The organism is Streptomyces kunmingensis, from assembly GCF_039533535.1.
GTDB classification, from domain to species: Bacteria; Actinomycetota; Actinomycetes; order Streptomycetales; family Streptomycetaceae; genus Streptomyces; species Streptomyces kunmingensis.
In genome coordinates this window covers 698895-711409 of sequence record NZ_BAAATS010000006.1, presented here as the reverse complement: position 1 = coordinate 711409, position 12515 = coordinate 698895, and the positions used below count along the sequence as shown (strand labels likewise).

Below are 12515 nucleotides of genomic sequence, written 5' to 3'. Positions count from 1 at the left end.
CCGACGCGCACCGCCGACCGGACCCGCCCAAGGTCACCTCATCGACCGCCCCCCAACAGACCGGCCGCCCGCGCCCACCGGTACTTGGCGCCGAGCACGGCCACCGGCTTCTCGGTCGTGTACGGATACGCGACCACGCCGCGCTCGAAGAGGTACTGGCACGCCTCCTCGACCTCGACGTCCCCGGCCAGCGACGCGACGACGGGCTTCTCGACGCCGCGCTCGCGGAACTCCTGGACCACGCGGGCCGTTACCTCCGCAAAGACCATGGGAGGGGTGACGATGGTGTGCCAGTAGCCGAGCACGAGCGAGTGGATGCGCGGATCCTCCAGGCCGAGGCGGATCGTCGCCTCGTACGTCGACGGCGGTTCGCCGCCCGTGATGTCGACGGGATTGCCCGCGGCCCCGAAGGGCGGGATGAACTTCCGGAAGGCGGCGTCCAGGTCGGCCGGGATCTCCATGAGATGCAGCCCGTTGTCCGTCACCGCGTCCGACAGCAGCACACCGGAACCGCCCGCGCCGGTGATGATCACGACGTTGTCGCCCTGCGGAGTGGGCAGCACGGGCAGCGCCCGCGCGTACTCCAGCATGTCGTTCAGGCCCGGGGCCCTGATGACACCGGCCTGCCTGAGGATGTCGTCGTAGACGGCGTCGTCGCCGGCGAGGGCGCCCGTGTGCGATCCGGCGGCCTTCGCCCCGGCGGCCGTCCGTCCGGCCTTCAGGACGACGACGGGCTTCTTCGGCACCGTCGCCCGCGCGGCCTCCACGAAGGCACGCCCGTCCTTGAGGTCCTCCAGGTGCATGGCGATGCACCGGGTGTGGGGGTCCTCGCCGAACCAGGTGAGCAGATCGTCCTCGTCCAGGTCCGACTTGTTGCCGAGCCCCACGATCGCCGAGACACCCGTCTTGGTGGTGCGCGCGAAGCCGAGGATCGCCATCCCGATGCCGCCGGACTGCGAGGTGAGAGCCACGCCGCCCTTCACGTCGTACGGCGTGCAGAACGTGGCGCACAGGTCCTGCCACGTCGAGTAGTAGCCGTAGATGTTCGGCCCGAGGAGGCGCACCCCGTGGCGCTCGCCGATGGCCACGATCTCGTCCTGGAGGGCCTGTTCACCGGTCTCCGCGAAGCCGGACGGAATGAGCACCGCGTTCGGGATGCCCTTGCGTCCCACCTCCTCCAAGGCCGCTGCCACGAACTTGGCGGGGATCGCGAAGACCGCCACATCCACCTCACCGGGGACGTCCGTGACACTCTTGTACGCCTTGCGGCCCAGAATGTCATCGGCCCGGGGATTCACCGGATGTATCTCTCCCGAGAAGCCGCCGTCGATGAGGTTGCGCATGACGGAGTTGCCGATCTTGCCCTGCTCGTTGGAGGCACCGATCACGGCGACCGAGCGCGGCTGCATGAGTCGCCGCATCGTCGTCAGGATCTGCTCGCGTGTGTACGTACGCCGCGGTTTCGGCGCGCCCTCGGCGAGGATCACCCGGATGTCGGCGGCGACCGCGCCCTCCGGGGTGGCGATGACGGGGTTGAGGTCGACCTCGGCGATCTCCGGGAAGTCCGTGACCAGCCGGGACACGCGCCGGATCTGCTCGGCCAGCGCCCACCGGTCGACGCCGCGCGCGCCGCGCACCCCGCGCAGCACCTCGGCCGCGCCGATGGAGTCGAGCATGCCGACCGCCTCGTCGGCGTCGACCGGGGCGAGCCGGAAGGTGATGTCCTTCAGCACCTCCACCAGCACGCCACCGAGCCCGAAGGCGACGACCTTGCCGAACGTCGGGTCGGTGACCGCCCCCACGATGACTTCCTGGGTGTCCGCCCCTGTCGGCAGCAGCTCCTGCACCTGTACGCCTTCGATGCGGGCATCGGGCGCGTACGCGCGCGCGTTGTCGATGATCCGGTGGAACGCGGCACGTATGTCGGCCGGCCCCTCCACCCCGACGACGACTCCGCCCGCGTCGGTCTTGTGCAGGATGTCGGGGGAGACGATCTTCAGCACGACGGGCTTGCCGAAGCGCGCCGCGGCCGCCACCGCCTGGTCGACATCGGTGGCCAACTCCTCGCCGGGGACGGCGATCCCGTACGCGTCGGCGATCACCTTCCCCTCCGGTGCGGTGAGCGCCGCGCGTCCCTCGGCCCGTACGGCGTCGAGCAGCGCGCGTACCGTCAGCTCACGGTCCTCGGCCATCAATCAGATCACTCCGTTCGACTTGAGAAGGCGCAACTCCTCGTCGCCGAGACCGAGTTCGCCGACAAAGACCTCTTCGTTGTGCTGACCGAGCAGCGGGGAACTGGTGACGTCCACGGGGGAGTCGGAGAGTTTGAGCGGGGAGCCGACGGTCGTGAAGGAGCCCCGCTGCGGGTGCTCCACCTCGACGACCATCTCGTTCGCGACGAGCGAGGCGTCCTCGATGATCTCCTTGGTGGAGAGGATCGGACCGCACGGGATGTTGTGGGCGTTGAGCTTCTCCAGGACCTCCCACTTGGGCAGCGTCGAGGACCACTCCTCGATCAGCTGGAACATCTTGTTGAGCTTGGGGAGCCGCGCCTCGGGGGTCGCCCACTCGGGGTCGCCGGCCAGTTCGGGGCGCCCGATCAGCTCGCTCAGCGGCTGCCAGCCGACCGGCTGCACGATCACGTACACGTAGTCGTTGGGTCCGCCGGGCGCGCACTTCACGGCCCACCCGGGCTGCCCGCCGCCCGAGGCGTTCCCGGAGCGCGGCACCTCGTCGCCGAAGTCCTCGTTCGGGTACTCGGCGAGCGGGCCGTGCGCGAGGCGCTGCTGGTCGCGGAGTTTGACGCGGCACAGGTTGAGGACCGCGTGCTGCATGGCGACGTTCACGCGCTGGCCGCGCCCGGTGCTCTCCCGCTGGAGCAGGGCGGCGAGGATGCCGGCGACCGCGTGGATGCCGGTGCCGGAGTCACCGATCTGGGCGCCCGTGGCGAGCGGCGGCCCGTCCTCGAAGCCGGTGGTGGACATCGATCCGCCCATCGCCTGCGCCACGACCTCGTACGCCTTGAAGTTGGTGTACGGGCCCTCGCCGAAGCCCTTGATGGAGGCGTACACGATCCGTGGGTTGATCTCCTGGATGCGGTCCCAGGTGAACCCCATCCGGTCCACGGCGCCGGGCCCGAAGTTCTCGACCATCACATCGGAGCGGCGGATGAGCTCGGTCAGCAGCTCCTTGCCGCGTTCCGACTTGGTGTTGAGGGTGATGCTCCGCTTGTTGCAGTTGAGCATCGTGAAGTAGAGGGAGTCGACGTCGGGCAGGTCGCGCAGTTGCTTGCGCGTGATGTCGCCCGAGGGCGCCTCCAGTTTGACGACGTCCGCGCCGAGCCACGCGAGGAGCTGTGTGGCGGAGGGCCCCGACTGGACGTGGGTCATGTCGAGGACGCGGATGCCTTGCAGAGCCTTGGACGCGACAGGCGTACCGGCCGTCGTGTCGGTCGTGTCAGTCATCGCGGGGGCACCTCACTACTTGTACATGGTCTGGTTCATGGTTCCGGGGGCGTAGGCGTCCGGATCGACCCATACGTTGATCAGCGACGGCTTGCCGGACTCGCGCGCGCGGCGCAGGGCCGGGCCGATGTCGGCGGGGTCGCGGACCTCTTCGCCGTAACCCCCCAGCAATTGGGCGAACTTGTCGTAGTGGACGTCGCCGAGGGTGTTGCCGACGCGCTCGCGTTCGTCGCCGTACTTGGCCTTCTGGCCGTACCGGATCTGGTTCATCGAGGAGTTGTTGCCGACGATCCCGACGAAGGGAAGGTCGTAGCGCACGAGCGTCTCGAAGTCCCAGCCGGTCAGGGAGAAGGCGCCGTCACCGAACAGGGCGACGACCTCCTTGTCGGGCCGCGCCTTCTTGGCGGCGAGGACGAAGGGGATGCCGACGCCGAGCGTGCCGAGCGGACCGGGGTCCATCCAGTGGCCCGGCGACTTGGGCTGCACGACCTGCCCGGAGAAGGTGACGATGTCGCCGCCGTCGCCGATGTAGATCGAGTCCTCGGTGAGGAAGTCGTTGATCTCGCTGACGAGCCGGTAGGGATGGATGGGGGAGGCGTCGGAGCGCAGGTTCGGCAGCCGCTTCTCGAGCGCTGTCTGCTCGGCGGCGCGCAGCTCGTCGAGCCACTCCTTGCGCTTGGCCGCGCCACCGTTGATCCGTCCGGAGGCGGCCTCGGTCACCTGCTTGAGGACGAGGCCCGCGTCGCCGACGATCCCGAGGTCGATGTCGCGGTTCTTGCCGACGGTGCGGTAGTCGAGGTCTATCTGGACGACGGTCGCGTCGGGGGAGAGCCGCTTTCCGTAGCCCATACGGAAGTCGAAGGGCGTGCCGACGATGACGATCAGGTCGGCGTTGGAGAAGGCGTAGCGGCGCGACAGCTGGAAGTGGTGCGGGTCGCCGGGCGGCAGGGTGCCACGGCCGGCGCCGTTCATGTAGGCGGGCACGTTCAGGGCGCGGACGAGTTCGATGGCGGCCTCGGTGCCGCGCGTCGTCCATACCTGGCTGCCGAGCAGGATCGCAGGTTTCTCGGCGTGCACGAGGAGGTCGGCGAGCTTCTCGACGGCCTCCGGGTCTCCGGCGGACTTGGTGGAGGCCCGGTACCGGCCGGCTTCCGGTACGCGCGCCTTGTCCACGGGCACCTTCGCGTCGAGCACATCGCGGGGTATCTCGAGGAAGGAGGGGCCGGGCGCCCCGTGGTAGCACTCGCGGAACGCCATGGACACCATGTCGGCCGCCCGCGCGGTGTCCGGCACGGTCGCCGCGAACTTGGTGATGGGGGTCATCATGTCGACGTGCGGCAGGTCCTGCAGAGAGCCCATCTTGTGCTGGGTGTGGGCCCCTTGGCCGCCGATGAGCAGCATCGGTGACTCGGCCCGGAACGCGTTGGCGACGCCGGTGACGGCGTCGGTGGTGCCGGGGCCGGCCGTCACGACGGCGCAGCCGGGCTTGCCGGTGATGCGCGCGTAGCCGTCGGCGGCGTGCGCGGCGACCTGTTCGTGGCGGACGTCGACGACTTCGATGCCCTCGTCGACACAGCCGTCGTAGATGTCGATGATGTGGCCGCCGCACAGGGTGTAGATGACCTCCACACCCTCGGCCTTGAGTGCCTTGGCGACGAGGTGTCCACCGGAGATCTGTTCCTGGCCGTTGTCCGCGTCGGACTGGGGCATGACGAAGTCCCGTCCCTTCATAGGGGAGTGGAAGAGCAGGTCGGAGGCGTGACAGGCACGGCTCCGGCATGGCTCTCGTGCGTCGCTCGTACATTGCATACAGTCGACGAATACTGTATGAACCTTGTTATCCCGCATCCGATGAGTGGTGTCCAGGGGGCGTGCGGCACTTTCAGATCAGGAGCCGGAATGGACCTGTACGAGCACCAGGCAAGGGAACTCTTCGCGGAACACGGCATCTTGGTGCCGCAGGCCGAGGTCACGGACTCCGCCACGCGGGCCCGCGCCATCGCGCGCAGGCTGGGCGGCCGCGTCGTCGTCAAGGCGCAGGTCAAGACCGGTGGCCGTGGCAAGGCGGGCGGCGTGAAGCTCGCCGAGGACCCGGCCGCCGCCGAGCTGGCGGCACGCCGGATCCTCGGCATGGACATCAAGGGCCACACCGCACACACGGTGATGCTGGCCCAACCCGTCGACATCGACAGCGAGTTCTACGTCTCCTACGTCCTCGACCGCGCGGCCGGCACCTTCCTCGCCATCGCCTCCGCCGAGGGCGGCATGGACATAGAGGAGGTCGCCGCCACCCGGCCGGAAGCGGTCGCGCGGATCCCCGTCGACCCGGCCGAGGGCGTCACCGCCGCCAAGGCCGCCCGGATTGCCGATGCCGCCGGACTGCCCGCGCAAGCCGTCGACGTTCTCGTCCGGCTGTGGGGCGTACTCACCCGCGAGGACGCCGTCCTCGTCGAGGTGAACCCCCTCGTGCGCACGGCCGCAGGGCAGATCCTCGCGCTCGACGGCAAGGTCACCCTCGACGACAACGCCCGCTTCCGGCGCGAGCGTTGGGGCGCGCAAGAGGTCACGCACGACGACCCGCTCGAGGCCGAGGCGGCGGCCAAGGGCCTCAACTACGTGAAGCTGGACGGCGAGGTCGGCATCATCGGCAACGGCGCGGGACTCGTCATGTCGACCCTCGACGTCGTCGCGGGCTGCGGCGCCCGTCCCGCCAACTTCCTCGACATCGGCGGCGGCGCCTCCGCCCGCACCATGGCCGACGGACTGAACGTCATCCTCTTGGACCCGGCCGTGAAATCCGTCCTCGTCAACGTCTTCGGCGGCATCACCGCCTGCGACGCCGTCGCCGAGGGCATCGTGGAGGCCCTCGACAGCGTCCGGCTGACCAAGCCGCTCGTCGTCCGCCTCGACGGCAACAACGCCGCCCGTGGCCGCGCCATCCTCGACGACCGCGCGCACCCGCTGATCCAGCAGGCCGCCACGATGGACGGCGCCGCACGGCAGGCCGCCGACCTCGCCCTGACCGCCAACCCCCTATAAGGAGCCGGGACATGGCCATCTACCTCACCAAGGAGAGCAAGGTCCTCGTCCAGGGCATGACCGGCGCCGAGGGCATGAAGCACACCCGCCGCATGATCGCCTCGGGCACGAACGTGGTGGGCGGCGTCAACCCCCGCAAGGCCGGCCGCACCGTCGACTTCGACGACCGCGCCGTCCCCGTCTTCGGCAGCGTCGCCGAGGGCGTCGAGGCCACCGGAGCCGACACCACCGTCGTCTTCGTGCCGCCCGCCTTCGCCAGGGCCGCCGTCGTCGAGGCCGCCGACGCGCGCATCCCGCTCGCCGTCGTCATCACGGAGGGCATCCCGGTACATGACGCGGTCGCCTTCCACGCGTACGCCCGCCGTCAGGGCACCCGCGTTATCGGCCCCAACTGCCCCGGCCTGATCACGCCCGGCCAGTCCAACGCCGGCATCATCCCCGCCGACATCACCAAGCCCGGCCGCATCGGACTCGTGTCCAAGTCGGGCACGCTCACCTACCAACTCATGTACGAGCTCAGGGACATCGGCTTCTCCACCTGTGTCGGCATCGGCGGTGACCCCGTCATCGGCACGACGCACATCGACTGCCTCACCGCCTTCGAGAACGACCCGGACACCGACCTCGTCGTCCTCATCGGGGAGATCGGTGGTGACGCCGAGGAGCGGGCCGCCACCCACATCCGCGCCCACGTCACCAAACCGGTCGTCGCCTACATCGCCGGATTCACCGCCCCCGAAGGCAAGACCATGGGCCACGCGGGCGCCATCGTCTCCGGCTCGTCCGGCACGGCGCAGGCCAAGAAGGAGGCCCTGGAGGCGGTCGGCGTACGCGTCGGATCCACCCCGACGGAGACGGCCCGGCTCGTCCTGGACCGGCTCGCGGACCGGGAGCGGGACGGGCAGTGACGCGTCTCATACACGTCAACCGGCCCTTTCCCTAGCCCTCTTGGCGTACGGGAGGTGCCCACCGGGCACCTCCCGTCCAGCACGACAGCCCTCAGCGCGACGAGCCCTCAGCACGACAGCCCTCAGCTCGAAAAGCCATGACCCACGCCCCGCCCCGACTGTGCACCGTGAGCGGAGATCGAAAAATGGCAACCACCCCAACCACCCTCACCACGCCCACCACGCCCACCACGCCCACCACCCTCAAGGCCGGCACCTCCTGGGACGACGCCTGGCGACGCTGCCTCGCAGTCGCACCCGAGGCCTTCCGGGACGACCGCGTCCTCAACCTCTGGAACGGCGCCTGGCACGCCGAAGGCCGCCCCCTGCCCGCCACCACCCCCGTCGACGGCACACCCATCGCCGGTCCGCCGCGCCTCGACGCGTCCACCGCCCACCAGGCCGTACGCGCCTCGCTCGACCAGCACCGCGCCTGGCGGCACATCCCCCTCGCCGAGCGGCGCGCCCGCGTCGCCGCCACCCTCGACGCCCTCACCCAGTACCGCGAACTGCTCGCCCTCCTCCTCGTCTGGGAGATCGGGAAGCCGTGGCGGCTCGCCCAGGCCGACGTGGACCGGGCCATCGACGGCGTGCGCTGGTACGTCGACGGCATCGACACCATGCTCGGCGAGCGCACCCCGCTGCCCGGCCCCGTGTCGAACATCGCCAGCTGGAACTACCCGATGAGCGTGCTCGTTCACGCAGTGCTGGTACAGGCACTGGCGGGGAACGCGGTCATCGCCAAGGCCCCGACCGACGGCGGCGTCTCCTGCCTCACCCTGGCCTGCGCCCTCGCCGCCCGCGAGGCCATTCCCGTCACGCTCGTCAGCGGCAGCGGCGGGCAGCTCTCCCAGGCGCTGGTGCGGGCGCCCGAGATCGGCTGCGTGTCCTTCGTCGGCGGGCGCGACACCGGTGCTTCCGTCGCCACGGACGTCGCCGACCTCGGCAAGCGCCATATCCTCGAACAGGAAGGACTCAACACCTGGGGCATCTGGAACTTCACCGGCTGGTCCGAGCTGACCGCGACGATCCCCAAGCTCTTCGACTACGGGAAGCAGCGCTGCACCGCCTACCCGCGCTTCGTCGTGCAGCGCGACGCCTTCGACGCGTTCCTCGCCGCGTACCTGCCGGCCGTACGCACCCTGCGCGTCGGCCACCCGCTGGCCGTGGCCGATCCGTCGGACCCCTACCCGGAGCTGGATTTCGGTCCGCTCATCAACGCGGCGAAGGCCAAGGAGCTGAGCGATCAGGTCGCCGAGGCGATCGACCGCGGCGCCGTCCCCCTCCACCGCTCCTCTGCGGACCCCGCGCGCTTCCTGCCGGGCCAGGACACCAGCGCGTACGTCCACCCCGTCACGCTCCTCAACCCACCCCCGTCCTCACCCCTGCACCACGCCGAACCCTTCGGCCCGGTCGACACGATCGTCCTGGTCGACACCGAGGCGGAGCTGCTCGCCGCCATGAACGCCTCGAACGGCGCCCTGGTGGCCACCCTCTCCACCGACGACGAGCAGACGTACGAACGACTCGTTCCGCAGATCCGCGCCTTCAAGGTCGGTCACGGCAAGCCGCGCTCCCGCGGCGACCGGGAGGAGCTGTTCGGCGGGTTCGGGGCGTCCTGGCGCGGCGCCTTCGTCGGTGGCGAGCTGTTGATCAGGGCGGTCACCGTCGGACCGGCGGGGGAGCGGCTGCCCGGCAACTTCCCGGAGTACCACCTGATGCCGTGACCTCGCCTCCTTGCCCGGCCACTCCCGCCGCGTGGCCGCCCTGTCACACACGGTGAGAATGTAAAGCCGCAGGTCACGGGCGCGGATACACAGGTGAAAGCCACTCCGAAACCTTGGTATTGTTGTCCATGTCGCCGCGGGGAACACCCCGCGAACGACAGACACCTTGTCCGGGTGGCGGAATGGCAGACGCGCTAGCTTGAGGTGCTAGTGCCCTTTATCGGGCGTGGGGGTTCAAGTCCCCCCTCGGACACCACTGAACAACCCTTGCTTCACTGAAATCCCCAGGTCGCAACGTTGACCTGGGGATTTCTGTATGGGTGCCCTCAGCGTCCGTCCGTACGCGGCTTCCGCATACGCAGATGCAGGACCGTGCCGCCGAGCAGGGCCACGGCGCTGGTCGCCGCGAGCGTGCCGACGTGATCGATGGCGGACGCCGCGTCCTCTTGCGGGTCGGATGCCGCCGCTGTCACCGCGTGGTGTTCGTGGTGACCCGCGTGCACCGCGTCCGCCTGGCTGTTCGCCGTGCCCGCGCCGATCGCGGCCACCTGGGTCGCCGACTGCTTCTGGTCGGACAGGCCCGTGACCTCGCCGTTTCCTCCGTCGAAAGCCAGGTCGGAGCAGGAGAAGAAGTTCTCCTGGCTGTCGGAGCGGACCCACTGGACGAACATGATGTGGCGGCCGGTGCGTTGGGGCAGTTGCAGGTTCCAGTAGTAGTGGCCTGCCTCGGTGCCCGGGCCTCCGTTGTTCGGCGGGTTCTGGACGGTCTGCACCTTCTCCAGGTCCGCCCAGTCCAGCGGCTGTGCCGGGTCGAAGCCCTGCTTGGTGACGTACACATGGAACGAGCCCGGGTGATGCGCCCAGTTGCTGTACTTCACCTGGATGGTGGCGCCGGAGGTGAGGTGGGTGACCGGCCAGTCGGTACGAGCGGCGTTGTACGGGGAGAAGTTGTACGGGCTGCGGTCGCCCGCGCTGCACAGCTTGCCGTCCGCGACGTAGCCCGCGCCGCGGCCACCCGCGTTCGAGTCGAGCACCGCGAACCAGTTGTACAGCGGTGTCGTGCCTGCCGCCTGCACCGCCGCCTTGCACGCGGGGTTGGCCGGCATCTGGGTCGAGGAATGGGCGAGCAGGTCCTTGTAGCAGAGGTAGGTGCGCGATCCGGGCGTCAGGGCCACGCCATGTGCCGTGGCCGTGCCGGGCAGGGCCAGGACGCTCGCGGCGGCCAGGCCCAGGGCGCCGGCAAGCGCGGCGATTCTGGGTAAGCGGGGAACGGTCATGGAACGTCTCCTTCGGGGGTCCGGGAGTTTCCGATGAGCGGCTCACTGTGTCGTTGCCGCCGCCGGGCCGAAGGTTGCCGCCGTAGGCGAACCCGCGCGAAATGGCGCGAACCCTATGGGTCGCGCCCGCCTCGTCCCCTCGGGTCTCGTTCCCCCGGGTCCCGTCTTCCCCGGGTCTCGTCCCCTTGGGTCTCGTCCCCCCCCCCGGGTCTCACCCCCTCGGGTCTCGTCCCCTGGGTCTCATCCCTTCGGGTCTCGTCCCTCTGGGTCGTGCCTCGTCTGCGGCTCAGGCCGGGCGCAGGACGTCGACCACGAGGCCCAGGAGCCGGCTCGTCCGCTCCGGGGAGTTGACCGCCTGGGTGGAGAGGAACACGCCGAGGAGCATCATCGTGACCTCCTCGGCCTCCACGTCCGCGCGCAGGGCGCCCGTCCTCGCCCCCGCTTCGAGGATCATCGCGATCGTCGCCGTGATCCGTTCCCGTGTGGCCGGGGTCGCGATGCTGCCCGAGGCCCAGCCCGCGCGCAGGGTGTCGGACATACCGCGCTTGGTCGCGAGGAACGCGGCGTACCGCTCCACCCACGCGCGCAGCGCGGCCTCGGGCGGGAGTTCGTCGAGGAGCACGGGCGCGCTGTCGACGACGGCGTCCAGCTCGGCCGAGTAGAGGGCCTCGACGAGGGCCTCGCGGGTGGGGAAGTGACGGTAGAGCGTGCCGATCCCGACGCCGGCCTCGCGGGCGATGGCCTCCAGCGGCGCGCCCTCGTTCGTCGAGGCGAAGACGGTGCGGGCGGCGGTGAGGAGCTTCTCGCGATTGCGCCGGGCGTCGGCCCGGGCCGGACGAGCGGCAGCCGGACGAGCTGCCGCCGGGCGAGCGGTGTCCGGACGGGCGGTGTCCGGACGTGCGGTGTCCGGACGTGCGGTGTCCGGGCAGGCGTCAGCCGCCGCGTGGCGGCCGGGATGCGCGGAATCGGGCGCGGACAAAGCGGAGGCCCTCCGTTTAGTGCTACGGTCTCGGTAACGGAGGTTCCTCCGTTTACCCCATCGTCTCACGAGGGCGGAACTGTCATGGCTTCCATCAACCGATCCGACCAGTTCACAGCCACCGGAGCGGCCCGCGCCGGGGGGCCCGGCTCGCTGGCCGGGCGCACCGTCTCCCGCGTCGGCTTCGGCGCCATGCAGCTGGAGCGGCTGCGGGGCGACCGCGGCGCCGCCGTCGCCCTGCTGCGCCGAGCCGTCGAGCTCGGTATCGACCACATCGACACCGCCCAGTTCTACGGGCACGGCTTCGTCAACGAGGTCATCGCCGAAGCGCTCCGCCCCGAGGACGACGTCCTTGTCGTCAGCAAGGTCGGCGCCGAACCCGACGCCGACGGCCCCATCCCGCTGCGCCTCGCGCAGCGGCCCGAGCAGTTGCGGGCCGGCGTCGAGGACAACCTCAAGAGCCTCGGGGTGGAGCGGATCCCCCTCGTCAACCTGCGCCGTGCCGACACCGGCCCCGGCCTGCGCGCCGAGGGCGACCAGCTCGTCGACATGGACGACCAGCTCGCCGTGCTGACCGCCCTGCGCGACGAGGGCAAGATCGGCGAGATCGGCCTCAGCAGTGTCACTCCCGAGCAACTGCGCAGGGGGCTCCCGGCGGGCATCGCCTGTGTGCAGAACGCCTACAGCCTCGTGGCGCGCGGCGACGAGGAGATGCTGGAGCTCTGCGTCGCCGAGGGCATCGCCTGGGTGCCGTACTTCCCGCTCGGCAGCGCCTTCGCCGGTATGCCGAAGGTGACCGACGAACCCGCCGTCATCGCAGCGGCCCGGGCCCAGGGCAGCACCCCCGCGCAGATCGGCCTGGCGTGGCTGCTCCACCACGCGCCGAACGTGCTCCTCATCCCCGGCACCGCCGACCCGGAGCACCTGCGGGCCAATGTCGACGCCGGTGCGCTCACCCTCGACGAGGCGACGCTCGCCGCACTCGACGCCGTCCCGACGCGCTCCGGGGACATCGCGCTCGACTGACCCGCCTCGCTCCGGCCCTCAGAGCCGGGCTCTGGGACCTGCCTCGCGTCGGCCCC

Annotated in this window: 9 protein-coding genes and 1 tRNA gene; 5 read left to right on the top strand and 5 right to left on the bottom strand. The window is 70.3% G+C overall.

Features of this window, described 5'->3' with window-relative positions:
* Positions 1–38: 38 nt before the first annotated feature.
* The 3 genes from ABD366_RS11300 to ABD366_RS11290 are packed head-to-tail and all read right to left on the bottom strand — an operon-like array spanning position 39 to position 5174.
* On the bottom strand, positions 39–2192 hold the full coding sequence (locus tag ABD366_RS11300) for an acetate--CoA ligase family protein (RefSeq protein ID WP_324773816.1): 2154 nt from the start codon (positions 2190–2192) through the stop codon (positions 39–41).
* Between the two features lie 3 nt (positions 2193–2195).
* Positions 2196–3464: a formyl-CoA transferase gene (gene frc, locus ABD366_RS11295; protein WP_324773818.1), complete on the bottom strand. Its 1269-nt coding sequence runs from the start codon at positions 3462–3464 to the stop codon at positions 2196–2198.
* A 15-nt stretch (positions 3465–3479) separates the two neighbouring features.
* Positions 3480–5174 carry a thiamine pyrophosphate-binding protein gene (locus ABD366_RS11290; protein ID WP_324773820.1) on the bottom strand — a complete coding sequence of 565 codons (1695 nt, stop codon included), beginning with the start codon at positions 5172–5174 and terminating at the stop codon, positions 3480–3482.
* Between the two features lie 189 nt (positions 5175–5363).
* On the opposite strand from ABD366_RS11290, the gene sucC reads away from it, so the two are divergent.
* From sucC to ABD366_RS11270, 4 genes are all read left to right on the top strand, one after another.
* Entirely contained in the window at positions 5364–6503 is a 1140-nt protein-coding gene (gene sucC / locus ABD366_RS11285; protein ID WP_324773822.1) for an ADP-forming succinate--CoA ligase subunit beta, read from the top strand.
* Between the two features lie 11 nt (positions 6504–6514).
* Complete coding sequence (gene sucD, locus ABD366_RS11280) at positions 6515–7411, top strand: succinate--CoA ligase subunit alpha (protein ID WP_324773824.1); 897 nt, start codon at positions 6515–6517, stop codon at positions 7409–7411.
* Between the two features lie 185 nt (positions 7412–7596).
* Positions 7597–9177: an aldehyde dehydrogenase family protein gene (locus ABD366_RS11275; protein ID WP_324773826.1), complete on the top strand. Its 1581-nt coding sequence runs from the start codon at positions 7597–7599 to the stop codon at positions 9175–9177.
* A 168-nt stretch (positions 9178–9345) separates the two neighbouring features.
* Positions 9346–9433: transfer RNA gene (locus tag ABD366_RS11270), tRNA-Leu, on the top strand.
* Positions 9434–9503: 70 nt separating this feature from the next.
* Here the strand turns inward: ABD366_RS11270 and ABD366_RS11265 are convergent.
* Both ABD366_RS11265 and ABD366_RS11260 read right to left on the bottom strand, forming a co-directional pair.
* Positions 9504–10454: a lytic polysaccharide monooxygenase auxiliary activity family 9 protein gene (locus ABD366_RS11265; protein WP_324773828.1), complete on the bottom strand. Its 951-nt coding sequence runs from the start codon at positions 10452–10454 to the stop codon at positions 9504–9506.
* Between the two features lie 286 nt (positions 10455–10740).
* A complete protein-coding gene (locus ABD366_RS11260) occupies positions 10741–11433 on the bottom strand; it encodes a TetR/AcrR family transcriptional regulator (protein ID WP_324773830.1) in 693 nt (230 codons plus the stop codon).
* A gap of 84 nt (positions 11434–11517) precedes the next feature.
* Between ABD366_RS11260 and ABD366_RS11255 the strand changes: the two genes are divergently transcribed.
* The gene (locus tag ABD366_RS11255; protein ID WP_324773832.1) at positions 11518–12459 is read left to right on the top strand and encodes an aldo/keto reductase; all 942 of its coding nucleotides are present in this window, start codon (positions 11518–11520) and stop codon (positions 12457–12459) included.
* The last annotated feature ends 56 nt before the right edge of the window (positions 12460–12515 follow it).